This window comes from Stutzerimonas sp. NM35, assembly GCF_054604355.1.
Genome location: NZ_CM137728.1, coordinates 1,779,257 through 1,805,054 on the forward strand (window position 1 = coordinate 1,779,257; position 25,798 = coordinate 1,805,054).

The window sequence follows — 25,798 nt, forward strand, 5'->3', positions numbered from 1 at the left end:
GACGCTTCAGGGCTCATCGACCTTGAAATGACAACGTGCGGTAGCAATGGGCTCGGCCTGGTTGGTCTGCCAGGCAGTGACCGCAACGTTGGCGACACGACGGCCCTGGCGCCACACCTGGCAGGCGGCAAAGGTGTCACGATAGAGACCGGCACGCAGATAATCTATCGAGAAGTCGATGATTTTGGGCAAATGTGGGCTGCCCATGAACATCAGCAGATGCAGCATCGCCGCATGTTCCATGAAGCCGGCGATGACCCCGCCATGCAACGCCGGCAGCGTGGGATTACCGATATTGTCCTGGCTGCTGGGCAGGCGGAATACCATCTCATCACCCAGGCGCAGGCACTCGATACCGATCAGCCGGGCATAGGGCACCATCTGCAAAAGCGGATCGTAGTCGTTGCTTTCGTGGGCCTGACGCACCCATTCGTTCAGGTTCCTGTCGCTCATGCAGATGCGCCCCGCTCGCTCATCACCGTCCCCTTGCCCATCCGCATGAACGCACCGACCACATGGGCAATGGGTTCGTTGATGTCGCGCTGATAGGCCACGCCACGGGCAAAGATCACGGTCGGGGTAACTCGGTAGCATTCGGCGAAACCGAATACATCGTGCCCCGGCTCGGCGGAGTGCATGTAGTCGATGCGCAGATCCAAGGTCGGGCAGATTTCCAGTTCGGGCAACGCGCAGGCCGTGGAGATGCCGCAGGTGGTATCCATCAACGTGGTGATGGCGCCACCATGAATGATGCCGGTTTCAGGATCGCTGACGATATTTTCGCTGCAAGGCAGGCGCAGTGTCAGGCCGGTTCGGTCGGCCCGCTCGACGCTCATGCCCAGCACCTGGCAATGCCGCAGGAAGGATAAGAAGCGCTGGGTACGCTCCAGAATCACGGGGTCGCTCATGGGGCGATGTCTCGACAATCAAACAAGCCGCACATGGTAACGCCTCACTGCAGGACGACCTATTCCCCGGGCAGTTCGCTCGGCAAGGTTGGCGTGAATACCATCACCTTGAGCACATCGGAATGGAATTCGCGACGGTAGAGAATCAGCACGACACCCGTCGTCACCGCCATGAAGAACCAGGGGTTGATGAACCAGGACAGGGTCGCCATACCGAAATAATAGGCGCGCAGGCCGAAATTGAACTGATTGGCGGCCATTGACATGACCCTGGCCGCCCGCTCGGCGAACGACTTGCGTTCCTGGTCACTGACGTTGCGCTCTCCCACCATAGGCGCAGACGCCACCAGCACGGCAGCAAAGTTGTACTGACGCATGCACCAGCTGAAAGTGAAGAAGGCATAGACGAAGACTACCGCCAGTGCGAGCAGCTTGACTTCGGAAAGCTCGCGGCTCACCGGCTGGGCGAAAGGCAGGTCGGCCAGCAGCGACACGGCACGATCGGAGGCACCCAATGCCGTGAGAATACCGGCCAGGATAATCAGCGTGCTGGAAGCGAAGAAGGAAGCGTTGCGCTCCAGATTGCCGATCACGTTGGCATCGGCAATACGGTTGTCGCGCAACATCAGGCGGCGCATCCAGTCCTTGCGATACAGATGCAACACACTGGCCAGACAGGCCGTATCCCGTCCGCGCCAGATGGCATAACGGGTATAACCGACCCAGCAGACGACAAACCAGACGACGGCGATCAGATGCGGCAGCAAATGCTCAGGAATGGACATCGGGCCTCCCTCCGACACTGCGCCGCATTATAGCCAGCACGGATACCGGGCTGTCGAGGCCTGCCAGCCGAACCTGAAAGGTCCGGCTGGCGCAGAACTCACTTCGCCGGGCGCACGCCCATTAGCCGGTCCACGATGATCGTGGCCAACAAGGTGAGCAGCACCGGCAGCACCCAGCCCATGCTCTGCGCGGCCAGTGGCAGTTGCTTGAACAGTTCTGGAACCAGCTGATCGAAGCCAGCCGCCGCAAAGCCGTCCACCACACCGAAGATCAGCGTAACCGCCATCGTCGGAATGAAGATCCGCTGCTGCGATAACCACAAGCGATCCAGCAGGCTGAGGGCAACCAGCACGATCGCCAGCGGATAGAGGCCCACCAGCACGGGCACCGAGACACTGATCAGCTGGGTCAGACCCTGATTGGAAACCAGCAGACTGAACCCCGTGAACACCACCACCACGGTGCGATAGCTGACGGGCAGTACACCACTGAAAAACTCGCCACAGGCCGCTGTCAGGCCAACGGCAGTCGTCAGGCAGGCCAGCGTAATGACCACAGCCAGGAGCAGGCTGCCGGTGCTGCCAAAGGTGTGCTGCACATAGGTCGTCAGGATCTGCACGCCATTGGATGCATCCCCGGCGATACCCTGGCTGGTGGCGCCGAGGTAGAACAGCGTCAGATACACCAGCGACAGACCGGTTGCGGCAATCACCCCTGCGATCATGGAGTAACGGGTCACCAGTGCCGGCTCCGTTACGCCGCGGTCACGGATGGCGGTGGCGATCACGATGCCGAATACCAGCGCGCCGAGGGTGTCCATGGTCAGATAGCCGTCGAGGAACCCCTTGAGCAACGGGCTGGTGCGATAGCTTTCCGCCGTCTCGCCAATCGGCCCGGCTGGCGCGAAGAGCGCAGCCCCTCCAAGAACCAGCAGGGCCGCCAGCAGAACCGGCGTGATGAATTTGCCGATCCGGTCGATCAGTCGTCCGGGGTTCAGTACCAGCAGCAGGACTGCGACGAAGAACATCGAGGTATAGGCAAACAACGGACCGGCCGAGTTACCCGTAAAGGGCGCGATTCCCATTTCGAACGACACTGTTGCAGTACGCGGTGTTGCGAACAACGGACCGATTGCCAGATATACTGCAACGGCCAGCCCCAGGCCTGCCCAGCGGCCCAACGGCGCAGTCAGGCGGTCCATGCCACCCCCTACGCGGGCCAGCGCCACCACCGTCAACAATGGCAAGCCGACAGCGGTCAGCAGAAAGCCAATGGCACCCGGCACAATCCGCTCGCCGGCGGCCATGCCGGCACTGGGTGGAAAGATAATGTTGCCCGCCCCCAGGAACAGCGCGAACGTCATGAAGCCAAGTGCCAGAAGATCCTGGCCTTTCAATCGAGTCATTGGAGTTACCACTGCAGGAGACGCGAGCGCGTCCAAGGCTATTCGGTTCAATTGCGGCAAGAAACGCACGCAAAAAAGACGTCGCACCTTACTGGAATTGCCGTCTTCAGACGAGTTTATCGCGACAGAATTAGTGACCAGGCGGTCAGGTCCTGACGACTTTCACTCCGAATATGCTGAAAGCTTCGCGGCTGAAGCCGCTTGTATTCCACGGGAATGCTCGTAACGAACTTGTAGGAACGACTTCAACGGCAAATGGCTGGAAATACCAGTCAGTAACCTGACTGGTATTTTCGCGGCAGGACGGTTTCAGGCCTGCTTGCTTTCCCAGCCTGTCACCTCGGCCAGCGCCTTGCCGATATCGGCAAGGGAGCGCACGGTGGTCACTCCGGCATCCTGCAACGCGGCGAATTTCTCATCCGCCGTACCCTTGCCGCCGGAAATGATCGCGCCGGCATGGCCCATACGCTTGCCGGGCGGAGCGGTCACACCGGCAATGTAGGACACCACCGGCTTGGTGACGTTGGCCTTGATGTAGGCCGCCGCCTCTTCCTCGGCGGAACCGCCGATTTCGCCGATCATCACGATCGCCTCGGTCTGCGGGTCTTCCTGGAACATAGCCAGGATATCGATGAAGCTGGAACCCGGAATCGGGTCGCCACCGATACCCACGCAGGTCGACTGGCCGAAGCCTGCGTCGGTGGTCTGCTTGACCGCTTCGTAGGTCAGGGTTCCCGAGCGCGAAACGATGCCCACCCTGCCCGGCTGATGAATATGACCCGGCTGAATGCCGATCTTGCACTCGCCAGGTGTGATCACGCCCGGGCAGTTCGGCCCGATCAGGCGTACGCCCAGTTCGTCGCACTTGATCTTCACTTCCAGCATATCCAGCGTCGGGATGCCTTCGGTGATGCAGACGATCAGCTTGATGCCGCTCATCGCCGCTTCGATGATCGAATCCTTGCAGAAGGGAGCCGGCACGTAGATGACCGATGCATCGGCGCCGGTGGCTTCCACCGCTTCGCGCACGGTGTTGAAGACCGGCAGGCCCAGATGGGTGCTGCCGCCCTTGCCGGGCGTCACGCCGCCGACCATCTGAGTGCCGTATTCGATGGCCTGCTCGGAGTGGAAGGTACCTTGCGAGCCGGTGAAGCCCTGGCAGATAACCTTGGTGTCTTTGTTGATCAGGATGCTCATTACTTGCCCTCCGCAGCTTTGACGACCTGAACGGCTGCATCGGTGAGGCTGTTCGCACCGATGATGTTCAGCCCACTTTCGCTCAACATCCTGGCGCCCAGGTCGGCATTGTTGCCTTCGAGACGTACCACCACCGGCACCTTCACACCCACTTCCTTCACCGCGCCGATGATGCCTTCGGCAATCATGTCGCAGCGCACGATGCCGCCAAAGATATTCACCAGCACCGCCGCCACGTTAGGATCGGAGAGGATGATCTTGAAGGCTTCGGCAACCCGCTCCTCGGTCGCACCACCGCCGACGTCGAGGAAGTTGGCGGGCTTGCCGCCGTGCAGGTTGACGATGTCCATGGTGCCCATGGCCAGGCCGGCACCGTTGACCATGCAGCCGATGTTGCCATCGAGTGCTACATAGTTGAGTTCCCAACGTGCCGCGTGGGCTTCGCGCGGGTCATCCTGGGACGGGTCGGCCATGTCGCGCAGCTTGGGCTGGCGGTAGATGGCGTTGCTGTCGATATTGATCTTGGCGTCGAGGCAATGCAGGTTGCCATCCTTCTTGATCACCAGCGGATTGACTTCCAGCAGCGCCAGGTCGTAATCGACGAACAGCTTGGCCAGTCCGACGAAGATGTGCACGAACTGCTTGACCTGATCACCCTTGAGCCCCAGCTGGAAGGCCAGTTCACGCCCCTGGAACGGCTGCGCGCCGACCAGTGGATCGACGGTGGCCTTGAGGATCTTTTCAGGGGTGTCGTGGGCGACTTTCTCGATATCCACGCCGCCTTCGGTGGAGGCCATGAATACGATCCGGCGCGAGGCGCGATCGACCACCGCGCCCAGGTAAAGCTCCTTGGCAATCTCGGTACAGGCTTCGACCAGAACCTTGCTGACCGGCTGGCCATTGGCATCGGTCTGGTAGGTCACCAGTCGCTCGCCGAGCCATTGCTGGGCGAATGCACGTGCCTCGTCCTTGCTGCGCACCAGCTTGACCCCGCCGGCCTTGCCGCGACCGCCCGCATGCACCTGGGCCTTGACCACCCATTCAGTGCCGCCAATCTTGTCGCAGGCCTCGGCCGCTTCCCGGGGATTGTCTACCGCGTAACCCGCCGAAACCGGCAGACCGTATTCGGCAAAGAGTTGCTTACCCTGATACTCGTGGAGATTCATGCTTGGCTACCATTGGTTGATATGCATCAGACGAGGCATCTCTGCCTCGCCACCCCAAGTCACTGAAAACTATCGTGGATACCTTTCAAAGACCTGATGTTTCAATGCATCTGGTGCCGTAGCCGTATCGGCGCGCCGCGCAGCGAAACGGTATAGACGCCCAGATAGACAAAAGCCCGCAGTGTTCGCGAGAACAAGGCGGGCTTCGTCATTCACATGGCCATTAGCGCTTCTTGCGGTTGGCGATGTGAATTGCATGGCCATTTACCGCCAGCGCCGCTTCGTGCAGCGCTTCGGACATGGTTGGGTGCGAGAACACCATCATGCCCAAGTCTTCGGCACTGGTGCCGAATTCCATGCCGATGGCGCCCTGCTGAACCAGCTCGGCTGCCGCCGGCCCCATCACGTGGACACCCAGGACACGGTCGGTCTTGGCATCGGCGATGACCTTGACCAGGCCGGCAGTGTCGTTGGCTGCCATGGCGCGACCGCTGGCGGCGAACGGAAAGGTGCCGACGTTGATTTCCACGCCCTCGCCTTTCAGCGCCTGCTCGGTCTTGCCGACCCATGCGATTTCCGGATGGGTGTAGATGACCGACGGAATCAGGTCGTAGTTCATTTGCGACTTGTGCCCGGCGATGCGCTCGGCAACCATCACGCCTTCTTCGGAAGCCTTGTGGGCGAGCATCGCGCCGCGCACCACGTCACCGATGGCATAGACGCCCGGAACGCTGGTCGCACACTGATCATTGACGAAGATGAAGCCGCGCTCGTCCATGTCCACGCCGGCATCGGCAGCCAGCAGGTCGGTGGTGACCGGACGACGGCCAACCGCGACGATCAGCTTGTCGAAGGTCTGCTGCTGCTCGCCTTCGGCAGTCGTGAAGCTGACGGTAACTTCGTCGCCCTTGACTTCAGAAGCGGTCAGACGCGCGCCCAGCAGAATCTTCAGGCCCTGCTTGGACAGCACCTTGAAGGCTTCCTTGGAGATTTGCTCATCGGCAGCCGGCAGGAACTTGTCCATCGCTTCGATGACGGTCACTTCGGCGCCCAGACGCGCCCAGACCGAACCCAACTCCAGACCGATGACACCTGCGCCGATCACACCCAGGCGCGCCGGAACGCTCTGGAAGTCCAGTGCGCCAGTGGAATCGACGATGGTGTTCTGATTGACCGGAGCGGGCGGAATATCCACCGGCTTGGAGCCCGACGCCAGAATGACGTTCTCGGCAGCCAGGGTTTCGGTGCTGCCGTCTAGTTTGGTGACTTCGACCTGCTTGCCGGCCAGCAGCTTGCCATGCCCCTCGAACACGGTGACGCCATTGGCCTTCAGCAGCCCGGCAACACCACCGGTGAGGTTTTTGACGATCTGGTCCTTGCGCGCCACCATGGTCGGCACGTCCATCTTGACGTCGCCAGTGCTGATGCCATGCACATTGAAGCTCTCTTGGGCTTCATGGAACTTGTAGGAGCTGTCCAGCAGGGCCTTGGACGGGATGCAACCCACGTTCAGGCAGGTACCGCCCAGCGCGGTCTTGCCGTCCTTGCCCTGGTATTTTTCGATGCAGGCGGTCTTCAGGCCCAGTTGCGCCGCACGGATGGCAGCCACATAGCCGCCGGGACCGGCACCGATGACGACGACGTCGAATTTCTGACTCATTGCAAATCCTCTCTAGCTTCAAGCGAAAAGCGGCAAGCCACAAGCGAGGCTGCCTCGTAGCAGCTCCCGCTTGCAGCTTGCCGCTGCTTTTTTAGATATCCAGCAGCAGGCGAGCCGGATCTTCCAGCAGGTCCTTCATGGTGACCAGGAAGGTCACGGCTTCCTTGCCATCAATCAGACGGTGGTCATAGGACAGCGCCAGGTACATCATCGGCAGAATGACGACCTGACCATTAACGGCCATCGGGCGTTCCTGGATCTTGTGCATACCGAGAATGGCGGTCTGCGGCGGGTTGACGATCGGAGTCGACAGCAGCGAACCGAACACACCACCGTTGGAGATGGTGAAGGTGCCGCCAGTCATCTCTTCGATGGTCAGCTTGCCGGCCTTGGCCTTCTTACCATAGTTGTTGATGCCACCTTCGATCTCGGCCAGGCTCATGTGCTCGGCGTTGCGCAGCACCGGCACCACCAGACCACGATCGCTGGACACGGCGACACCGATGTCCTGATAACCATGGTAGACGATATCGTTGCCATCGATGGAGGCGTTGACGCCCGGCTGGCGCTTCAGAGCCTCGACCGCAGCCTTGACGAAGAAGGACATGAAGCCCAGGCGCACGCCGTTGTGGGTCTTCTCGAACAGATCCTTGTACTTGGCACGAAGCTCCATGATCGGCTTCATGTTGACTTCGTTGAAGGTGGTCAGCATCGCCATGGACGACTGTGCTTCAACCAGACGCTCTGCAACCTTGGCACGCAGGCGGGTCATGGGCACGCGCTTCTCGACGCGATCACCAACGGCAGCTACAGGTGCGGCGGCAGCGGCGGCAGGCTTGGCAGCCGGCGCGGATTTCTTGGCTTCAATGGCGGCAACCAGGTCTTCCTTGGTGACACGACCATCCTTGCCGGTGCCCTTCACGCTGTTGGGATCGATGCCGTTTTCCTCGGCAAGCTTGCGCGCAGCCGGCGCAAGGATCGCGTCTTCGGCGCTGGCAGCAGGAGCGGCAGCAGCAGCGACGGCTGGTTCAGCGGCAGGTGCAGGCGCGGCTGCAGCGGTGGCACCGGCTTCAAGCTTGCCAAGCAGCTCACCGCTGAGGACAGTATCGCCTTCGTTCTTGACGATTTCAGTGAGCACGCCATCGGCTTCGGCAAGAACTTCCATCACGACCTTATCGGTCTCGATGTCGACGATCAGCTCATCGCGTTTGACCGCATCGCCCGGCTGCTTGTGCCAGGTGGCAACGGTGCCGTCAGCGACCGATTCGGGAAATTGAGGGGCTTTGATCTCGATAGCCATTAGCTGGGTCCTATTGATTCGGTTTCTACGGCGAGGCCGCGATGTTTCGCGGCCTCTTGCTCGAATGATTAAACGGTGAACGCGTCCTGCAGCAGTTTTTCCTGCTGTTCGGCATGCATGGAGGCATAGCCGACGGCAGGTGCGGCAGAGGCTTCACGGCCCGCGTACTGCAGGAACAACTCTTTCTTGTGCGCGACGGCGACACGACGCATATGGTGCTGACTGCAGTACCACGCGCCCTGGTTCATCGGCTCTTCCTGACACCAGATGATGTTCTTGAGGTTCTGGTAAGGCGCAAGCACCTCGGCCAGATCCTCTTCAGGGAACGGATACAACTGCTCGATACGCACGATGGCGATATCTTCGCGGCCTTCGTTGCGACGCTTGTCCAGCAGATCGTAATAGACCTTGCCGCTGCACATGATGAGCCGTTCGACCTTGGCCGGATCGATTTGATCGATTTCTCCGATCACGGTCTGGAACGAGCCTTCGGTCAGATCTTCCAGCGTGGAGATGGCCAGTTTGTGACGCAGCAGCGACTTCGGCGTAAGCGCTACCAGCGGCTTGCGCAGCGGGCGAATCGCCTGGCGACGCAGCATATGGTAGACCTGTGCCGGGGTGGTCGGCACGCACACCTGAATGTTCTGCTCGGCACAGAGTTGCAGGTAACGCTCCAGACGCGCGGACGAGTGCTCAGGCCCCTGCCCTTCATAGCCATGCGGCAACAGCATGGTCAGGCCGCACAGACGCCCCCACTTGTGCTCGCCACTGGTGATGAACTGGTCGATCACGACCTGGGCACCGTTGGCAAAATCGCCGAACTGCGCTTCCCATACCACCAATGCGTTAGGCATGGTGGTGGCATAGCCGTATTCGAACGCCAGCACGGCCTCCTCGGAGAGGAAGGAATCGTACAAATCGAAGCGCGGCTGACCTTCGTACAGGTGCTGCAGCGGAATATGGGTGCTGCCATCCTTCTGGTTGTGCAGCGCAGCATGGCGATGCGAGAAGGTACCGCGACCCACGTCCTGGCCACTGATACGGATTGGGTGGCCTTCGAACAGCAAGGTGGCGTACGCCAGTGTCTCGGCATAACCCCAGTTGATGGCCAGGGCGCCGGCACCCATTTTCTGCCGGTCTTCGAGGATCTTCGACACCTGCCGCTGAACCACGAAGCCTTCGGGTACAGCGAGCATCTTGCTCGACAGTTCCTGCAGAGTTTTCAGATCGAAACGGGTATCGTGGCGCGCGGTCCAGGCATGTCCCAGGTAAGGACGCCAGTCAACGAACAGCTCCTTGTTGGGCTCCTTGACCAGGCTCTTGACCACGTGCAGGCCGTTATCCAGCGCGGTGCGATATTCATCGACCTTCGCCTGCACGCCCGTCTCATCGAGCACGCTCGACTGCATCAGCGAATCGGCATACAGCTCGCGCGTGGTGCGCTGCTTGGCGATCTTCTGATACATCAGCGGCTGGGTACCGCTCGGTTCGTCAGCCTCGTTGTGGCCACGACGACGGTAACAAATCAGATCAATGACGATGTCGCGCTTGAACTGCATGCGGTAATCGACAGCGAGCTGAGTGACGAACAGCACGGCCTCGGGATCGTCCGCGTTCACATGGAAGATCGGCGCCTGGATCATCTTCGCCACGTCGGTGGCGTACTCCGTGGAGCGCGCGTCTTCCTGCTTGTTGGTGGTGAAACCAACCTGGTTGTTGACCACGATACGAATGGTGCCGCCGGTCCGATAGGCACGGGTCTGCGACATCTGGAAGGTTTCCATGACCACACCCTGGCCGGCGACAGCCGCGTCGCCATGGATGGTCACTGGCAGCACCTTGTCGCCAATCGGGTCGCAACGACGATCCTGACGCGCACGCACCGACCCCTCGACCACCGGGGAAACGATTTCCAGGTGGGATGGGTTGAATGCCATGGCCAGATGAATCTCGCCACCGGGCGTCATCACGTTGGAGGAAAAGCCCTGGTGATACTTCACGTCACCCGAGCTCAAGCCTTCGACCTTCTTGCCTTCGAACTCGTCGAACAGGTCACGCGGGTTCTTGCCGAAGGTGTTCACCAGCACGTTCAGACGGCCACGGTGGGCCATGCCGATGACGATTTCCTTGGTGCCGTAGGAACCGGAGCGCTGGATGATCTCGTCCAGCAGCGGAATCAGACTCTCGCCGCCCTCCAGACCGAAGCGCTTGGTGCCTGGGTACTTGGTGCCCAGGTACTTTTCCAGCCCCTCGGCAGCCGTCAGACGCTCGAGCAGATGGCTTTTGATTTCCGGCGAGAATTCAGGGCGCCCGCGCACACTTTCCAGGCGCTGGATAAACCAGTTGCGCTGCTCGGAATCAACGATATGGGTGAACTCGGCGCCGATGGTGCGGCAGTAGGTCTCTTGCAACGCCTGGTGAATTTCACGCAAGGTTGCCTCGTCCCGGCCCAGGGCGAGATCGCCGGTACGGAAAACCGTATCCAGATCGGCATCAGTCAGATTGTAGTGATTGATCGACAGGTCGGCTGGAGCCTTGCGCGACTGCAGCCCAAGCGGATCGAGCTGTGCAGCCTGATGACCACGCATCCGGAAGGCCTGGATCAGACGCAGGACTTCAACCTGCTTTTTCTCGTGCTCGCTGCTGACACTGCCTGCGGACACAGGCTGTGTACGACGCTGATTCCTGGCCAGCAGCACGAAATGATCGCGAATCGTAGCGTGCGAAACATCAGCCGTATTGCCGCCGCTGACGGGCAGCTTCTGGAAGTAGGTGCGCCACTCTTCGGGCACAGCGTTGGGATCGTGCAGGTAGAGCTCGTAGAGTTCTTCCACATAGGCAGCGTTACCACCGGATAGGTGGGCACTGTCCCACATGCGCTGCATTACGCTTTCTTGCATGTCTGGTCACCTTCGATAAGGAGACACCACCAGCGTGGAGACCGCAGCATGACTTTCCCAGTTCTGAAGCAGCGACCCAGGTAAAGCCACTACGGACCGCGCAGATAGTTTCCGAGAACCACCCCGGATGCTCCTGCTGGTCATCAAATTTTCAGAGCGGAACCCTGGCTTTGTAAGCTGGGATTCCTACTAAAACTACGGCGCCGAGGTTGAACTCAGCGCCGTAGGTATCGCGGTAAAACATTACGGACCCATAGCTACACGAATAGCCACAGGCCCTTGCTCATCAAGTCGCGCTCTGCAGCAACATGTTGCGCACATGCCCGATTGCCTTGGTAGGGTTCAGCCCCTTCGGACAAACGCTTACGCAGTTCATGATGCCACGGCAGCGGAACACACTGAACGGGTCATCCAGAGCAGCCAGACGCTCTTCGGTTTCGGTGTCACGGCTATCGGCCAGGAAACGATAGGCCTGCAGCAACGCCGCCGGACCGAGAAACTTGTCCGGATTCCACCAGAAGGACGGGCAGCTGGTCGAGCAGCAAGCGCACAGGATGCACTCGTACAGGCCATCCAGCTTCTCGCGATCTTCCGGGCTCTGCAAACGTTCGATAGCCGGTGCCGGTGTATCGTTCATCAGATAAGGGCGAACCTTCTCGTACTGCTTGTAGAAGATGCTCATATCGACGGCCAGGTCACGGATCACCGGCAGACCCGGCAGCGGGCGAACCACCAGCTTGCCGCCTGCGACAACAGCCGACAGCGGCGTGATGCAGGCCAGGCCATTCTTGCCGTTCATGTTCATGCCATCGGAACCGCAGACGCCTTCACGGCAGGAGCGACGATAGGAGAAACCTTCGTCCTGCTCCTTGATGAGCGCCAGCACGTCCAGAACCATCAGATCCTTACCGTCGGTATTGACCTGGAAGTCCTGCATGTAGGGCTTTTCGTCTTTTTCCGGGTTGTAGCGATAAACGCTCACTTGCAACATAACGACGACCTCAGTAAGTCCGAACCTTAGGTTCGAAAGTCGGAACTGTCTTCGGAGAGAAATTGACGCCACGCTTGGCTACGCGCTTCTCACCTGGGAAATACAGGGTGTGGCACAGCCAGTTCTCATCGTCACGCTCTTCGAAATCTTCACGCGCATGCGCGCCGCGCGACTCCTTGCGGGTCTCGGCGGCAATGGCGGTAGCTTCGGCGACTTCCAGCAGATTCTGCAGCTCCAGCGCTTCGATACGTGCGGTATTGAACGCCTGGCTCTTGTCGGAAATCTTCACGTTGGCGATACGCTCGCGCAGATCGGACAGCTGAGCGATACCCTTCTGCATGTACTCGCCGGTACGGAACACGCCGAAGTAGTTCTGCATGCAGTTCTGCAGTTCCTTGCGCAGCGGTGCAACGTCTTCGCCGCTGGTGCGCTCGTTCAGGCTGGCCAGACGGTTGAGTGCCACGTCCAGATCGGTTTCGGTCGCACCGCGATGCTCGACGCCGTCCTTGAGGGCCTTTTCCAGATGCAGGCCGGCAGCACGACCGAAGACCACCAGGTCAAGCAGCGAGTTGCCGCCCAGGCGGTTGGCGCCATGCACCGATACGCAGGCCACTTCGCCCACGGCGAACAGACCCTCGATGATCTTGTCGTTGCCGTTGGCATCCTGGCTGATCGCCTGACCATGAATGTTGGTGGCGACACCACCCATCATGTAGTGGCAGGTCGGAACAACCGGAACCGGAGCGGTGACCGGATCGACGTGCGCAAAGGTCTTGGACAGCTCACAGATACCGGGCAGGCGGCTGTGCAGCACTTCCTCGCCCAGGTGATCGAGCTTGAGCATGACGTGGTCGCCATTCGGACCACAGCCATTGCCCGCCAGGATTTCCTTGACCATGGAACGTGCAACCACGTCACGGCCAGCAAGATCCTTGGCGTTCGGCGCATAACGCTCCATGAAGCGCTCGCCATGCTTGTTGATCAGGTAGCCACCCTCGCCACGGCAACCTTCGGTCACCAGCACGCCCGCGCCGGCGATACCGGTCGGGTGGAACTGCCACATTTCGATGTCCTGCACCGGCACGCCGGCGCGCAGCGCCATACCAATGCCGTCACCGGTGTTGATCAGGGCGTTGGTGGTCGAGGCGTAGATGCGACCCGCGCCGCCAGTGGCCAGAACCACGGCCTTGGAGCGGATATAGACGGTTTCGCCGTTCTCGATGCAGATCGCGATCACACCGACGATGGCGCCATCCTGGTTCTTTACCAGATCGACGGCGTACCACTCGTTGAGGAACGAGGTACCGGCCTTCAGGTTGGCCTGGTAAAGCGTATGCAGCAGCGCGTGACCGGTACGGTCGGCAGCGGCGCAGGTACGAGCGGCCTGCCCGCCCTTGCCGTAGTCCTTGGACTGGCCGCCAAACGGACGCTGATAGATGCGGCCCTGCTCGGTACGGGAGAACGGCAGCCCCATGTGCTCGAGTTCGAATACAGCTTCGGGGCCAACGGAACACATGTATTCGATAGCGTCCTGGTCACCGATATAGTCGGAACCCTTGACGGTATCGTACATATGCCAGCGCCAGTCATCGTTCGGGTCGGCCGAAGCGATGGCACAGGTGATGCCACCCTGGGCGGAAACGGTATGCGAACGAGTCGGGAATACCTTGGTGACTACAGCGGTCTTGTGGCCACCTTGGGCCAGCTGTAGTGCTGCGCGCATGCCTGCGCCACCGCCACCGATGATGATGGCATCATAAGAAAGAGTACGAATGCTAGCCATGAATCAGATACCCCAAAGAATCTGCACGCCCCAGACGAAGAAAGTGAACATGGCGATGCCACACACTGCCTGGAACAGGAAACGTACGCTGGTAGCCCACTTGCCGATGGCCATGTTGGTCAGGTAGTCAGTGGAAATGGTCCACATGCCGACCCATGCATGGACACTCAGGGAAACCAGTGCCAGCAGACTGAAGATGCGCATCCAGTTGGCCGAGAACAGGGCATGCCACTGCTCATATTCCAGCCCCGGATTGACAACCAGGTATCCGATCAGAAAGAGGAAATAAACCGCCAGAACAACCGCGGAAACGCGCTGAGCCATCCAGTCATAGAGGCCCGAACGCGAAAAGTTCGTGACGTTGGTTACCATATCCACACTCCCGCCAGAACGATCAGCACCGCCGAAACGGCCAGAACGATTTTCGAGCCCAGCTTGCCGCCTTCCAGCGTCTCGCCATGCCCCGCATCCATAATCAGGTGACGCGTACCGGCCACCAGGTGATACAGCAGCGCAGACAGCAACGCCCAAACCACCAGCTTGGCCAACGGACTGCCGAAGCACGCCTTCACCTCTTCAAAGCCTTCGGCAGAAGAAAGCGAGGAGTCCAGCGCAAACAGCAGAACGGCCACACCGACGAACAGAATGACGCCGGAGATACGGTGAAGGATCGACGTGTAGGCAGTGATTGGGAGTTTTATTGTCCTAAGATCTAGGTTTACAGGTCGTTGGCTTTTCACGGCTTTTTTCACACTTGAGGCCCCAAGGCGCAGGGCAAAGTTGTTGGGAAGAGTACTCAGCGGCACCCGCCACCCACGAGTGACAACCCACAGGAAACTGCCTGTTAGGCCCCTGCCGGTCGGTTTCCGAGTATAAACAGTTAGGTCGCTAATGACAATGTGGTGAAGTGCCACTAAAGGTGGATAGCGACCCTTATATAAATGCCGTAAACAGGCTTCCTGTATTGTGAATTCACCCCGCAACCCCCTCTGCGATGGGGTTCCGCGCAAATTGACTTTGTGATTTATCTCACTATAGTGATGCGGGCCCTGCGTGGGGGGCCATGATGATTCCAAGCATAAAACAGGAGGCCATACATGGCTGACAACAAAGCGCAGTTGATCATCGAGGGCTCAGATGCCGTCGAACTGCCCGTTCTAACCGGTACCATGGGACCTGACGTAATCGACGTACGAGGCCTGACCTCCACGGGTCGCTTTACCTTCGATCCTGGCTTCATGTCTACAGCCTCTTGTGAGTCCCAGATCACCTTCATTGATGGCGACAAAGGCATCCTGCTGCATCGCGGCTACCCTATCGAGCAACTGGCCGCCAAAAGCGATTATCTAGAGACCTGCTATCTGTTGCTGCACGGTGAGCTCCCTACTCCCGAGGAAAAAGCCAAGTTCCTCAGCACCGTCCAGAACCACACCATGGTCCATGAACAGCTGAAGTCCTTCCTCAATGGCTTCCGCCGCGATGCTCACCCGATGGCCATCATGTGCGGCGTTGTCGGCGCGCTGTCAGCCTTCTATCACGACTCGCTGGACATCAACGATCCGAAGCATCGTGAAATCTCGGCAGTGCGACTGGTCGCGAAAATGCCGACCATCGCCGCCATGGTTTACAAGTACTCCATGGGTCAGCCGCTGATGTATCCGCGCAACGACCTGAGCTACTCGGAAAACTTCCTGCACATGATGTTCAACACCCCCTGCGAGATCAAACCGATCAGCCCGGTGTTGGCCAAGGCCATGGATCGCATCTTCATCCTCCATGCCGATCACGAGCAGAACGCTTCCACTTCCACCGTACGCCTGGCTGGTTCCACCGGCGCCAACCCCTTCGCCTGTATTGCCGCCGGCATCGCAGCACTATGGGGTCCGGCTCATGGCGGCGCCAACGAAGCCGTGCTCACCATGCTGGACGAGATCGGTGACGTTTCGAACGTCGAGAAATTCCTGGCCAAAGCCAAGGACAAGAACGACCCGTTCAAACTGATGGGCTTCGGCCATCGCGTCTACAAGAACTTCGATCCGCGTGCCAAGGTCATGAAGCAGACCTGTGACGAAGTCCTGGGCGAACTGGGCATCAACGATCCGCAACTGGATCTGGCGATGAAGCTGGAAGAGATCGCTCTCAACGATCCGTACTTCGCCGAGCGCAACCTGTACCCGAACGTAGACTTCTATTCGGGCATCATTCTCAAGGCCATCGGCATTCCGACCAGCATGTTCACCGTCATCTTCGCCCTGGCGCGGACTGTCGGCTGGATTTCCCACTGGAAGGAAATGATCGCCAGCGGCCAGAAGATCGGTCGCCCACGCCAGCTCTACACCGGCCACACCAAGCGCGATCTGCCATTCTGATCCGTCCGCCGATATGAAGGGCTTCTCCAAAAGCCTTTCAGATCACCCCCAAAACCCCGACTTTCGTCGGGGTTTTTGATTTTAGAGCTACCGGGTTTGAAGCGTCGCGATATTGTGGTCGCTCCAAAGGCCGGTAAGGTGTGCAGCGGCGATGAGAATGCTTCAGGGCTGTATTGAGTGAGCATGCGTGAACGCATCGAGGCGCTTCCTGGCCAGCTTGTGCCGGGGGAACGCTCGATGATCACTTCCACACCAGCGCCCAGGCCCATATCCACGGCGTAGCTGCCCGTACTGGCAGCACAGGCAAACGTCACTAGCTAAGCCAATCCAAGGTCAAGACCAGCCGTTTCTCGCTCATCTCCATTTGCGGAGAGCGATGAATAAGCCCCCTCCCTTCGTTACCCAACCACTTTTCCCCTTTGAACAAGGCCACATGGCCACATCCGAGCTGATGGATGGAGTGCCGTGGCTCTTCTGCAGGATTGCCCAGTTGGGAGCGACACATCGCCCCCTCTTCCAGCCACTGGCTGCCGGCGCCCACGTAGGTGGTAATCAAGCGCAAGGGCACATAGTCGACGTGAAAGCGAGGACACATGGTGCGCTCCAGGACTCGCAGCTGTAGTCCAACTCTCCTCGCCCCCAGCAGACAACTGTAGGCTTGCACCAGCCAACCGACATCCGCCATGAAATCCGCGCACCCATCGATATGCCGGTAGCCTGCAACCAGGCCTTGCAGGCCGGGTTGCGCATCCTCGGTAGGCAGCTCCACGGCAAGGCTTTCAGCCAGATGAGTGACTGTATTGATCAAGGTCGAGGTAAATGCCTTCACTGAAGCAGGCAAACGCCGCTCCCAGACGGAGAGGTTGACTCCCTCCTCCAGCGCTGTGGCCAGCACTTCGGGTGTAGGCCCGGAAACCTGTCTCGCAAGCAGCCCAGGCTTGATCGCCAGCATCAGGCAACGACCTCTTGCCATTCGTCGAACGGATCAGGAAGCCACTCCCAGGCTTCCACCCCCGCGGCCAGCTCCTGGTCGTCGAGCAGGCAGGCATCCAGTTCGGTGCTCAGCCGTTCGAAATCGATGTTCTGCCCGATAAACACCAGTTCCTGCCGGCAATCGCCGATCTGGCCGTCCCAGTGCCTGAGAATTTCCTGCAGACCCTCGTCATCCGTCGGCCATTGAGTCTTGGGTACGAAACGCCACCAGCGCCCCGCCAGGCCATGACGCATCAGGCCGCCGGCCTGAGACCAGCTTCCAGCATCCCGGTGCCTGCTTGCCAGCCAGAAAAAGCCTTTTGAGCGCAGCAGTTTGCCGTTATTCCAGGGGCGATTGAGGAACTCGTGAAAGCGCTGCGGGTGGAATGGCCGGCGAGCACGGTAGGCGGTCGAGGCGATGCCGTATTCTTCGGTCTCCGGCACATGCTCGCCACGCAACTCCTTCAACCATCCCGGCGCCATGGCTGCACGCTCGAAGTCGAAACGGCCAGTGCTGAGGATCTTGTCGAGCGTTACCTGCCCCATGCTCATCGGCAGGATCTCGGCATGGGTGTTGAGGCTGCGCAGGATTGCCGACAGTTCCTCGCGGTCGGCACTGCTGATCAAATCGATCTTGCTGATCAGAATGACGTCGGCGAATTCCACCTGCTCGATCAGCAGGTCGGTAATCGAGCGCTCATCCTCCTCACCCAAGGTCTCGCCGCGGCTGGCCAGACTTTCCGATTCGTGGAAGTCGCGGAGAAAGTTGACCCCGTCGACCACCGTGACCATGGTGTCCAGGCGCGCCAGGTCGGACAGGCTGCGCCCCTGCTCGTCGCGGAAAGTGAAAGTCTCGGCCACCGGCAAGGGCTCGGCGATGCCGGTGGACTCGATCAGCAGGTAGTCGAAACGGCCTTCGCGGGCCAGCCGGCTGACTTCCTCCAGCAGGTCCTCGCGCAGGGTGCAGCAGATGCAGCCGTTGCTCATCTCTACAAGCTTCTCTTCGGCCCGGTTGAGACTGACATCGCGCTGCACCTCGCTGCCGTCGATGTTGATTTCGCTCATGTCGTTGACGATCACCGCGACGCGACGGTTATCGCGGTTCTTCAGCACATGGTTGAGCAGCGTGCTCTTGCCGGCGCCAAGAAAGCCGGACAGTACGGTGACGGGAAGTTGAACACTCATAAGGGAAACCTCAGCTATCACGTAGGTGTTTTTCTTTCTTTTCCTGCCGCTCCTTGGCCTCGATGCACAGGCTCGCGGTAGGTCGCAGCAGCAGGCGACGCAGGCCGATCGGCTCGCCCGTCTCCTCACACCAGCCGTATTCGCCACAGGCCAGGCGTTCGAGGGCTTGGTCAATCTTGTCGAGCAGCTTCTTCTCCCGCTCAAGCAGTCGCAGCTGCCACTGGCGCTGCTCTTCGGCACAGCCGATATCCACGGGGTCGCTGTTCGGTTCGAGCTGACGCAACGCATCGAGCTCACCTGATATCCGCTCCTGTAGCTTGCATCGCTGGTTCAGCAGCAACTCACGGAAAAATATCTGCTGCTGCCCGTTCATGTAGGCATCGGAGGGTTGCCGAAGAAGCTCTTGCTCAGTCATGGACAGCACCATTGAATTCAAAAGTTATAACATAACATTTGAATTGAAAACTGCTTACAGCTTTTCGTCAATATTCAGGGGACTCCAAGGCAAGTGCATGAGCAGATCGGTCGCCAGCCCGAGTGTCGGCAGCAACAGGTGATGATCGACGCTGCCCAGCAGCCCACGCGCCACTTGGGCGCACGAGGCCGAGAAAGCCACCAGCCCGCAGAAGCAGCGACCAGGCAACAAAGTTATGGGATTAGCCAGAACGGCCTAGAAATGCTTGGAAAGCCTGAGCAGTCAGGCAAAAGAAAACGGCGATCCATAGGTTCGGGCTTGTGCTACAAAAAACGCTACAAACCGTTGCTACAAATCGCCGTTTCGACTTCCTTGTAAATGCTTGATTTACAGGGATTTTACAATAGTGGCGGAGAGATAGGGATTTGAACCCTAGGAACAGTTGCCTGTTCAACGGATTTCGAATCCGTCCCGTTCGGCCACTCCGGCATCTCTCCAGCGGCGCGCATGATATCAGTTCATGCGCTTTTGTCGAACCCTGCGACAGGGCTTTTTTGCCTGTTTTTCAGTGTATTGCACGCCCGCAAGGCTTTTCGCAGGTACAGCAGCCTCAAGCCGTAAGGCGGGTCAGGGCTTCGCGGTATTTGTCGGCCGTTTTCCGGGCGACATCAGCCGGTACCGCTGGAGCGGGTGGCTCCTTGTTCCAGCCAGTGGATTCGAGCCAATCGCGTACGAACTGCTTGTCGAAGCTGGGTGGATTGCTGCCTTCACGGTAGCTGTCTGCTGGCCAGAAACGACTGGAGTCAGGTGTCAGCACTTCATCCATGAGCGTCAGGTTACCGTCTTCATCGAGACCGAACTCGAACTTGGTGTCGGCGATGATGATGCCGCGAGTTGCGGCGTATTCCACGGCGGCACTATAGAGCGCGATGGAGACGTCGCGCACCTGCGCAGCCAACTCCTTGCCGATGATGGCCTCACACTGCTCGAAGGAGATGTTTTCATCGTGATCGCCCACGGCGGCCTTGGTCGAGGGGGTGAAGATCGGTTGCGGCAGCTTGGCCGCTTCCTTCAGGCCAGCGGGTAATTGTATCCCGCAGACGGTGCCGCTCTTCTGGTATTCCTTCCAGCCAGAGCCGGCGATATAACCGCGCACGATGGCTTCGACCGCAACCGGCTTGAGACGCTTGGCAACCACCGCTCGGCCTTCCACTAGCGGCAACTCATTGGGACTCACCACATCCTCGACCCTGTCGCCGGTGAAATGGTTGGGCACCAAGTGATTGAGCTTGTCGAACCAGAAGTTGGAGATGGCGGTGAGAATCTTGCCTTTCTCCGGAATCGGTTCGGCGAGAATCACATCGAATGCCGAGAGCCGGTCGGTGGCGACCATGAGCATGCGTCTGTCATCGATTTCGTAAAGGTCGCGAACCTTGCCGGAGTAGATTTTCTTCAGGCTGAGGGCACTTGGAGTAGTCATGTCGATTCTCTGGATTCCGATACGCTGCCGAAACCGGCAACCGTAGCAAAGAAGGTCTGTCATCAAACGAAACAGGCGAAACCAATGGTTTCGCCTGTTTCGGCATTCCGGGCCGCCGCGTCGATCAGCCCAGACTGTCCTTGAGCATGTTCAGTACGCGCCGCGCAACATCGGCCGGAGCTACTGTGTCAAGGTCCTTGTCGAGAGTGATCTGAACGTTTCCGCTCACTTCCGTCACGCGAACCTGATAGCGCTCGGCGCGGGCTTCGATTTCCTTGCGGTCCGGGGCTCCGCCGAACAGCCTGGAGAAGAAGCCCGGTTTGTCGTCCGGATTCGCTGCGCCTTCGGCCAGGTTGATGTAGTACACACCCAGGCTTCGATCCAGGTCTTCAACAAGAATGTCGCTGGCGGCCAGCGCACGACCAACACTGGACCAGGCACGGTTGAAGTCGGTGTCGAGCTGCAACACCGGGCTGCCGCTGCCGGCTTCGCTGAGTGTCACCCGGCTCGGCGCGTCAAATGCTCGCTCAGCCAACAGCGAGGTAGAACCGCCCTGCTCCGCACTGCTGGTCAAATCGGCCTGCAGCTCATCGAGAAGGACCCGGTCAAGCTCGGCATTGACGGTTTTTTCAGGCCAGCCGATATCAGCCGTGCTGCCGGCTGGACGCTGGACGCTGAGCAGGAAGATTTCGCTGGTGTTGCGCTGAACACCAGGCTCTACGCGCACCCGAACACGGGTTTCGCCTTCGCCCAGGCCAAGGTTACGCACCAGAGCCGGAGTCAGTTGATCCCGGGTCTGCCAAGCAGTGGTGAATTCTCCGGTCTGCGGACGTTCATCGGCAATCTGGAAACCGTTGTCGGTAAAGAACTGCCGCGCCGCAGCCCAGACTTGCGTCGGTGCACGGAGCGCAACCAGCCAGCGCGCATCTTCAGATGTTTGCAGACTGAATTCACTGGCTTCTTCGGTGACGACCAGCCGTTGTGGTCGTGGCACCTCATATTCGCCTGTCGAGCGGGTGTCGGCGATATGCTGGGGAATTGGCAACAATGACTCGACCGAACGCAGCTCGGCGCTGGCCGGGATTTGCATGGGCGCGACCTGATGCGCTTGCAGATAATCGCTGCCACGGTCGCGGAAATATCCCTCTTCACCCCACAACCAGCCACAGCCGCTGGTTCCAGAGATGATCAGGGCAAGGGTCGAGAGTCCGGCCAGTCGCTTCATGCGTGTTCCTTCATTGTTAAAACCGGTACACCGGAATGGTTCAAACCAGCACACCGGACTGCCGCATGGCCTGACGCAGGGGATCATGGCAACGCTGGCTGAGCCAGGTCAGGGGCAGGCGAATGCCGTCGGGTATCAGGCCCATTTCGTGCAACGCCCATTTCACCGGTATCGGGTTGGCTTCGATGAACAGCGCCTGGTGCAGAGGCATCAGTTGAGCGTTGATCGCACGCGCCTTTTCCGCCTCACCAGCGAGCGCGGCGATGCACAGATCGCTCATTGCACGTGGCGCGACGTTGGCGGTGACGGAAATATTGCCCTTGCCGCCCATCAGCATCAGTTCCACGGCGGTGGCATCATCACCGGAATAGACGAGGAAATCCTTGCTGACCCGATCGAGCACTTCCTGGCCGCGCTTGAGGTCGCCGGTGGCTTCCTTGATGCCGATGATATTCGGCACCTTGGACAGCCGTTCCACGGTTTCCGGCAGCATGTCGCAAGCGGTGCGACCGGGTACGTTATAGAGAATCTGCGGAATCGCCACGGCTTCGGCGATGTGTCGGAAGTGCAGGTACAGACCTTCCTGGGTCGGCTTGTTGTAGTACGGGGTAACCAGCAGGCAGGCATCGGCACCCACGGCCTTGGCCTTTTCGGTCAGTTCCAGCGCCTCACGGGTGGAGTTGGCTCCCGTGCCGGCGATCACCGGGATACGGCCATTGACCTGATCGACCACACGGCGGATCACTTCGATGTTTTCGCTGTAATCGAGGGTCGCCGATTCGCCCGAAGTACCAACCGCCACGATTGCGTCGGTGCCTTCCTGCAAATGGAAGTCCACCAGTTTGCTCAGGCTGTCCCAATCGAGGCCACCCTGCGCATCCATGGGCGTGACCAGTGCCACCATACTGCCCGCAATCATGCAACCGCTCCTGCCGGAAAAAGAGAGGCGTAATGGTACAAGGCTCCTTTGCGCTTTGCGAGTACGCCGGAGGCATCCGGCGCAATGAAAATCCTGTTCGATTCGATGCCATCCGGGCTGCGCCATCGCTGTAGATTTCCCTCTGGCGGCGCTTTTCGCTACTCTTGCTCGTTTTCGGCTTGGCTGGCCGCCCGATTCATTACCGCCAGGAATGCTGCATGTCCACCCCTCCCGTACCCCGTGAACAGTTTCTCGTCATCAGCGCCATGGGCCGCAGCCCAATGGAGCTCACCAACGTGCTCTGCAGGGCCAGCAACGAGAATCGCTGCGCCGTAGTCAACACCCGACTGACCCGGCATGGCGAATACTGCGCGCTGGTACTGGAGATCACCGGGACCTGGGACGCCCTCGCACGCATGGAAACGGCACTGCCGGGTCTGGCGAAAAAGCATGACTTCACCACCCACGTGGTACGCAGCGAAGCGCTGGAAGTCCGTCCCCAGGCACTGCCATACGTGGCTTACGTCAGCTCTGTCTACCGTCCGGACATTCTCAATGAGCTGTGCCAGTTCTTCATCGACCATCGTGTCGAGCTGGAAAGCCTGACCTGTGACACCTATCAGGCGCCACAAACCGGCGGCACCATGCTCAACGCCACGCTGACCGTCACCCTGCCGGCCGGTACGCAGATCAGCTGGCTGCGCGACCAGTTCCTCGACTTCGCCGATGCGTTGAATCTGGATGCCCTGATCGAACCCTGGCGCCCGCAGAACCCATAAAAGAGGAAACCATCATGTCCGTCGAGATCGACCAACCGCTACCCGCTTTCCAGGCCCAGGCTACCAGCGGCCAGCTGATCAACCTCGAAGCGCTGCAGGGCAAGCAGGTGGTGCTTTACTTCTACCCCAAGGACAACACGCCGGGTTGCACCACCGAAGGCCAGGGCTTTCGTGATCTGCACGAAGCATTCGCAGCGGCCAACACGCTGGTATTCGGCGTTTCACGCGACAGCCTGAGAACCCACGAGAACTTCAAGGCCAAGCAGGGGTTCCCCTTCGAACTCATTTCCGACAAGGACGAGCAGCTCTGCCAGCTGTTCGACGTCATCAAGCTGAAGAAGCTGTACGGCAAGAAATACATGGGCGTTGACCGCAGCACCTTCCTCATCGACAGCGCAGGCATTCTTCGCCAGCAATGGCGCGGCGTGAAGGTCCCAGGCCATGTCGAAGCCGTATTGCAGGCCGCCCAGGCACTGAACCCGCAATAACGAACGACGGGCCGGAAAAATCCGGCCCTGTCTCTCTTGCCGGCGCCCCCGTCAGGTCTTGCGCAGCCAGTAGCGATAAACACCCTCTTCCATTTCTTCATGCAGCAACGCATGACCTGCAAGCCTGGCGAAGCTGCGAAAATCCCGTTGCGAGCCCGGATCGGTCGCCGTCACCTTCAGCACCTGGCCGCTGGTCAGCCCGTTGAGCGCCAGCTTGGCCTTGAGCAACGGCATCGGACAGGCAAGCCCGCTGGCGTCCAGCTCGGCGTCATGAGTCGTGACGCAAGCGTCCTGTTCAGTCATTGATCATCTCCTCGAAAGGACTGCAGGATACCGAGCCGCAAGCAGCTCTGGCCAGCCACCCGAGCACAAGGCTACAGTAGCGATCCCCCGAATCGATGAGCCCGTCCGGATGAAACTGCTGCGCCCTACCCTGCTGACACTGGCCGTTCTGATCGGGCAGCCGGCAATGGCCAACGACCTGCCTTCCCTGGGCGACTCCAGCTCGGGGATCGTCTCGCCGGAGCAGGAATACCAGCTGGGGCGCGCCTGGCTCAGCCTGTTGCGCGGGCAGGTTCCACAGCTGTCCGATCCCCTGCTCAAGGACTATCTGGAGCGCAGCGTCTACCGTCTGGCCGAAACCAGCCAATTGCAGGATCGACGCCTGGAGTTCGTGCTGCTGAAAAGCCCTCAGCTGAACGCATTCGCAGCCCCTGGCGGGATTATCGGGGTCAATGGCGGGCTGTTCATTCATGCCCAGACCGAGGCCGAATATGCTTCCGTGATGGCGCACGAACTGGCGCACCTTTCCCAACGCCACTTCGCACGCGGCCTGGAAGCGCAGAAACGCATGCAACTGCCGTTGATGGCAGCCATGCTCGCCGGGGTGGTGGCCGCAGCCGCCGGTGCTGGCGATGCAGGTATCGCCGCCATCGTCTCGACCCAGGCTGCCGCCATCCAGGCGCAACGACGCTTTTCCCGTCAGAACGAACAGGAAGCCGACCGTATCGGTCTTCTCAATCTGGAACGCGCCGGCTATGACCCGCGTGCGATGCCGGAGATGTTCGGTCGCTTGATGCGCCAGTATCGCTACGATCAGAAACCGCCGGAATTCCTGCTGACCCACCCGGTCAGCGAATCGCGTATCGCCGACACCCGCAACCGGGCCGAGCAGTACCCTCAGGGCGGCGTGCAGGACAGCTTGCGTTATCAACTGATGCGCGCGCGCGTGGACTTGCAGTTCGAGAGCACGCCCGGCCTCAGCGCCAAGCGTTTTCGCGCCATGCTCAGCGAAAATGAAGGCCTGGATTCCGCCCGCTATGGCCTGGCATTGGCGCAGATCAGGAGCGCTCAGCTCCAGGAGGCTGCAGCCACTCTGCAGCCTCTGCTGCTGAAAGCACCCAACGAAATCACCTACAACCTGGCACAGGTCGAGCTCGACATCACCGCCAACCGCATGGGCGAAGCGCAGAAACGAACCAAGCAGTTACTCGAACTCTATCCCGGCAGCTACCCAGTGCGTCAGACGCACATCGACTTGCTGATCAAGCAGGGCCTTTTGCAGGGGGCAGAACACGAGTTGGACAGGCTGGTCGAAGCACGCCCCAGGGATCCTGACGTCTGGTATCAGGTATCGGAAGTTCGCGGCCTGACCGGCAACATCCTCGGCCTGCACCAGGCCCGTGCAGAGTTCTTCGCACTGGTTGGCGACTACACCCAGGCCATCGAGCAGCTGGACTTCGCCAAACGTCGCTCCAGCACCTTCCAGACATCCGCCCGTATCGACGCGCGCCAGCAACAACTGGCCGATGAAAAGCGCATGATCGAAGACATGCTACGCTGATTGCTCACCCGCGCAGCATGGGCTTCG

24 protein-coding genes and 1 tRNA gene are annotated in these 25,798 nt (G+C 59.8%); 4 read left to right on the forward strand and 21 right to left on the reverse strand.

Annotated elements, in window-relative coordinates; genetic code table 11:
* Positions 1-6: 6 nt before the first annotated feature.
* The 13 genes from ACYCFC_RS08350 to sdhC form a co-directional block, all read right to left on the reverse strand.
* A complete protein-coding gene (locus ACYCFC_RS08350) occupies positions 7-453 on the reverse strand; it encodes a PaaI family thioesterase (protein WP_181082704.1) in 447 nt (148 codons plus the stop codon).
* Positions 450-908: a PaaI family thioesterase gene (locus tag ACYCFC_RS08355; RefSeq protein ID WP_459653659.1), complete on the reverse strand. Its 459-nt coding sequence runs from the start codon at positions 906-908 to the stop codon at positions 450-452. The genes ACYCFC_RS08350 and ACYCFC_RS08355 overlap by 4 nt, the downstream gene beginning before the upstream one ends.
* A 59-nt stretch (positions 909-967) precedes the next feature.
* Positions 968-1,693, reverse strand: a complete 726-nt coding sequence (locus ACYCFC_RS08360) for a DUF599 domain-containing protein (protein WP_181082702.1) — start codon at positions 1,691-1,693, stop codon at positions 968-970.
* A 98-nt stretch (positions 1,694-1,791) separates the two neighbouring features.
* A complete protein-coding gene (gene brnQ / locus ACYCFC_RS08365; RefSeq protein ID WP_459653660.1) occupies positions 1,792-3,099 on the reverse strand; it encodes a branched-chain amino acid transport system II carrier protein in 1,308 nt (435 codons plus the stop codon).
* A 309-nt stretch (positions 3,100-3,408) separates the two neighbouring features.
* Positions 3,409-4,296, reverse strand: coding sequence for a succinate--CoA ligase subunit alpha (sucD, locus tag ACYCFC_RS08370; RefSeq protein ID WP_181082700.1), 888 nt, complete (start codon positions 4,294-4,296; stop codon positions 3,409-3,411).
* Positions 4,296-5,462 carry an ADP-forming succinate--CoA ligase subunit beta gene (gene sucC / locus ACYCFC_RS08375; protein ID WP_459653661.1) on the reverse strand — a complete coding sequence of 389 codons (1,167 nt, stop codon included), beginning with the start codon at positions 5,460-5,462 and terminating at the stop codon, positions 4,296-4,298. The genes sucD and sucC overlap by 1 nt, the downstream gene beginning before the upstream one ends.
* A gap of 223 nt (positions 5,463-5,685) precedes the next feature.
* Positions 5,686-7,122: a dihydrolipoyl dehydrogenase gene (lpdA, locus tag ACYCFC_RS08380; protein WP_181082698.1), complete on the reverse strand. Its 1,437-nt coding sequence runs from the start codon at positions 7,120-7,122 to the stop codon at positions 5,686-5,688.
* 91 nt (positions 7,123-7,213) lie between these two features.
* On the reverse strand, positions 7,214-8,422 hold the full coding sequence (sucB, locus tag ACYCFC_RS08385) for a dihydrolipoyllysine-residue succinyltransferase (protein ID WP_181082697.1): 1,209 nt from the start codon (positions 8,420-8,422) through the stop codon (positions 7,214-7,216).
* 68 nt (positions 8,423-8,490) lie between these two features.
* A complete protein-coding gene (locus ACYCFC_RS08390) occupies positions 8,491-11,322 on the reverse strand; it encodes a 2-oxoglutarate dehydrogenase E1 component (protein ID WP_181082696.1) in 2,832 nt (943 codons plus the stop codon).
* Between the two features lie 286 nt (positions 11,323-11,608).
* Entirely contained in the window at positions 11,609-12,313 is a 705-nt protein-coding gene (locus ACYCFC_RS08395; protein ID WP_181082695.1) for a succinate dehydrogenase iron-sulfur subunit, read from the reverse strand.
* A 10-nt stretch (positions 12,314-12,323) separates the two neighbouring features.
* Positions 12,324-14,096: a succinate dehydrogenase flavoprotein subunit gene (gene sdhA, locus ACYCFC_RS08400; RefSeq protein WP_181082694.1), complete on the reverse strand. Its 1,773-nt coding sequence runs from the start codon at positions 14,094-14,096 to the stop codon at positions 12,324-12,326.
* 3 nt (positions 14,097-14,099) lie between these two features.
* Positions 14,100-14,468 carry a succinate dehydrogenase, hydrophobic membrane anchor protein gene (sdhD, locus tag ACYCFC_RS08405; protein WP_181082693.1) on the reverse strand — a complete coding sequence of 123 codons (369 nt, stop codon included), beginning with the start codon at positions 14,466-14,468 and terminating at the stop codon, positions 14,100-14,102.
* A complete protein-coding gene (sdhC, locus tag ACYCFC_RS08410; RefSeq protein WP_181082692.1) occupies positions 14,462-14,848 on the reverse strand; it encodes a succinate dehydrogenase, cytochrome b556 subunit in 387 nt (128 codons plus the stop codon). Before sdhC ends, sdhD begins: the two co-directional genes overlap by 7 nt.
* Before the next feature lie 345 nt (positions 14,849-15,193).
* Here sdhC and gltA point away from each other — a divergent pair, with 345 nt between their 5' ends.
* Positions 15,194-16,465: a citrate synthase gene (gltA, locus tag ACYCFC_RS08415; RefSeq protein ID WP_181082691.1), complete on the forward strand. Its 1,272-nt coding sequence runs from the start codon at positions 15,194-15,196 to the stop codon at positions 16,463-16,465.
* Between the two features lie 313 nt (positions 16,466-16,778).
* Here gltA and ACYCFC_RS08420 read toward each other — a convergent pair whose 3' ends face one another.
* The 7 genes from ACYCFC_RS08420 to dapA all read right to left on the reverse strand — a co-directional run bounded on the left by ACYCFC_RS08420 (position 16,779) and on the right by dapA (position 22,661).
* Positions 16,779-17,417 (reverse strand): DUF1826 domain-containing protein, encoded by a 639-nt coding sequence (locus tag ACYCFC_RS08420; RefSeq protein ID WP_459653662.1) that lies wholly within the window; start codon positions 17,415-17,417, stop codon positions 16,779-16,781.
* Positions 17,417-18,622: a zinc metallochaperone GTPase ZigA gene (gene zigA, locus ACYCFC_RS08425; RefSeq protein ID WP_459653663.1), complete on the reverse strand. Its 1,206-nt coding sequence runs from the start codon at positions 18,620-18,622 to the stop codon at positions 17,417-17,419. Before zigA ends, ACYCFC_RS08420 begins: the two co-directional genes overlap by 1 nt.
* Positions 18,623-18,632: 10 nt before the next feature.
* A complete protein-coding gene (gene dksA / locus ACYCFC_RS08430) occupies positions 18,633-19,037 on the reverse strand; it encodes an RNA polymerase-binding protein DksA (protein WP_459653664.1) in 405 nt (134 codons plus the stop codon).
* Positions 19,038-19,444: 407 nt separating this feature from the next.
* A tRNA-Ser gene (locus ACYCFC_RS08435) sits at positions 19,445-19,534 on the reverse strand.
* A 113-nt stretch (positions 19,535-19,647) separates the two neighbouring features.
* The gene (locus tag ACYCFC_RS08440; protein ID WP_459653665.1) at positions 19,648-20,517 is read right to left on the reverse strand and encodes a phosphoribosylaminoimidazolesuccinocarboxamide synthase; all 870 of its coding nucleotides are present in this window, start codon (positions 20,515-20,517) and stop codon (positions 19,648-19,650) included.
* A 124-nt stretch (positions 20,518-20,641) separates the two neighbouring features.
* Positions 20,642-21,742 (reverse strand): outer membrane protein assembly factor BamC, encoded by a 1,101-nt coding sequence (bamC, locus tag ACYCFC_RS08445; RefSeq protein ID WP_459653666.1) that lies wholly within the window; start codon positions 21,740-21,742, stop codon positions 20,642-20,644.
* A gap of 40 nt (positions 21,743-21,782) precedes the next feature.
* On the reverse strand, positions 21,783-22,661 hold the full coding sequence (dapA, locus tag ACYCFC_RS08450; protein ID WP_181082685.1) for a 4-hydroxy-tetrahydrodipicolinate synthase: 879 nt from the start codon (positions 22,659-22,661) through the stop codon (positions 21,783-21,785).
* A gap of 218 nt (positions 22,662-22,879) precedes the next feature.
* Here dapA and ACYCFC_RS08455 point away from each other — a divergent pair, with 218 nt between their 5' ends.
* Both ACYCFC_RS08455 and ACYCFC_RS08460 read left to right on the forward strand, forming a co-directional pair.
* Positions 22,880-23,440 carry a glycine cleavage system transcriptional repressor gene (locus ACYCFC_RS08455; RefSeq protein ID WP_459653667.1) on the forward strand — a complete coding sequence of 187 codons (561 nt, stop codon included), beginning with the start codon at positions 22,880-22,882 and terminating at the stop codon, positions 23,438-23,440.
* A gap of 14 nt (positions 23,441-23,454) precedes the next feature.
* On the forward strand, positions 23,455-23,928 hold the full coding sequence (locus ACYCFC_RS08460) for a peroxiredoxin (protein WP_459653668.1): 474 nt from the start codon (positions 23,455-23,457) through the stop codon (positions 23,926-23,928).
* A 51-nt stretch (positions 23,929-23,979) separates the two neighbouring features.
* Here the strand turns inward: ACYCFC_RS08460 and ACYCFC_RS08465 are convergent, their stop codons facing one another.
* Complete coding sequence (locus tag ACYCFC_RS08465; RefSeq protein ID WP_459653669.1) at positions 23,980-24,231, reverse strand: sulfurtransferase TusA family protein; 252 nt, start codon at positions 24,229-24,231, stop codon at positions 23,980-23,982.
* Positions 24,232-24,340: 109 nt separating this feature from the next.
* Here ACYCFC_RS08465 and ACYCFC_RS08470 point away from each other — a divergent pair, with 109 nt between their 5' ends.
* Positions 24,341-25,771 (forward strand): M48 family metalloprotease, encoded by a 1,431-nt coding sequence (locus ACYCFC_RS08470; RefSeq protein WP_459653670.1) that lies wholly within the window; start codon positions 24,341-24,343, stop codon positions 25,769-25,771.
* The last annotated feature ends 27 nt before the right edge of the window (positions 25,772-25,798 follow it).

Coding starts and splice junctions, on each gene's coding strand:
- ACYCFC_RS08350 (WP_181082704.1), bottom strand. CDS start 453: ATGAGCGACAGGAACCTGAACGAATGGGTGCGTCAGGCCCACGAAAGC.
- ACYCFC_RS08355 (WP_459653659.1), bottom strand. CDS start 908: ATGAGCGACCCCGTGATTCTGGAGCGTACCCAGCGCTTCTTATCCTTC.
- ACYCFC_RS08360 (WP_181082702.1), bottom strand. CDS start 1,693: ATGTCCATTCCTGAGCATTTGCTGCCGCATCTGATCGCCGTCGTCTGG.
- brnQ (WP_459653660.1), bottom strand. CDS start 3,099: ATGACTCGATTGAAAGGCCAGGATCTTCTGGCACTTGGCTTCATGACG.
- sucD (WP_181082700.1), bottom strand. CDS start 4,296: ATGAGCATCCTGATCAACAAAGACACCAAGGTTATCTGCCAGGGCTTC.
- sucC (WP_459653661.1), bottom strand. CDS start 5,462: ATGAATCTCCACGAGTATCAGGGTAAGCAACTCTTTGCCGAATACGGT.
- lpdA (WP_181082698.1), bottom strand. CDS start 7,122: ATGAGTCAGAAATTCGACGTCGTCGTCATCGGTGCCGGTCCCGGCGGC.
- sucB (WP_181082697.1), bottom strand. CDS start 8,422: ATGGCTATCGAGATCAAAGCCCCTCAATTTCCCGAATCGGTCGCTGAC.
- ACYCFC_RS08390 (WP_181082696.1), bottom strand. CDS start 11,322: ATGCAAGAAAGCGTAATGCAGCGCATGTGGGACAGTGCCCACCTATCC.
- ACYCFC_RS08395 (WP_181082695.1), bottom strand. CDS start 12,313: ATGTTGCAAGTGAGCGTTTATCGCTACAACCCGGAAAAAGACGAAAAG.
- sdhA (WP_181082694.1), bottom strand. CDS start 14,096: ATGGCTAGCATTCGTACTCTTTCTTATGATGCCATCATCATCGGTGGC.
- sdhD (WP_181082693.1), bottom strand. CDS start 14,468: ATGGTAACCAACGTCACGAACTTTTCGCGTTCGGGCCTCTATGACTGG.
- gltA (WP_181082691.1), top strand. CDS start 15,194: ATGGCTGACAACAAAGCGCAGTTGATCATCGAGGGCTCAGATGCCGTC.
- ACYCFC_RS08420 (WP_459653662.1), bottom strand. CDS start 17,417: ATGCTGGCGATCAAGCCTGGGCTGCTTGCGAGACAGGTTTCCGGGCCT.
- zigA (WP_459653663.1), bottom strand. CDS start 18,622: ATGAGTGTTCAACTTCCCGTCACCGTACTGTCCGGCTTTCTTGGCGCC.
- dksA (WP_459653664.1), bottom strand. CDS start 19,037: ATGACTGAGCAAGAGCTTCTTCGGCAACCCTCCGATGCCTACATGAAC.
- ACYCFC_RS08440 (WP_459653665.1), bottom strand. CDS start 20,517: ATGACTACTCCAAGTGCCCTCAGCCTGAAGAAAATCTACTCCGGCAAG.
- bamC (WP_459653666.1), bottom strand. CDS start 21,742: ATGAAGCGACTGGCCGGACTCTCGACCCTTGCCCTGATCATCTCTGGA.
- dapA (WP_181082685.1), bottom strand. CDS start 22,661: ATGATTGCGGGCAGTATGGTGGCACTGGTCACGCCCATGGATGCGCAG.
- ACYCFC_RS08455 (WP_459653667.1), top strand. CDS start 22,880: ATGTCCACCCCTCCCGTACCCCGTGAACAGTTTCTCGTCATCAGCGCC.
- ACYCFC_RS08460 (WP_459653668.1), top strand. CDS start 23,455: ATGTCCGTCGAGATCGACCAACCGCTACCCGCTTTCCAGGCCCAGGCT.
- ACYCFC_RS08465 (WP_459653669.1), bottom strand. CDS start 24,231: ATGACTGAACAGGACGCTTGCGTCACGACTCATGACGCCGAGCTGGAC.
- ACYCFC_RS08470 (WP_459653670.1), top strand. CDS start 24,341: ATGAAACTGCTGCGCCCTACCCTGCTGACACTGGCCGTTCTGATCGGG.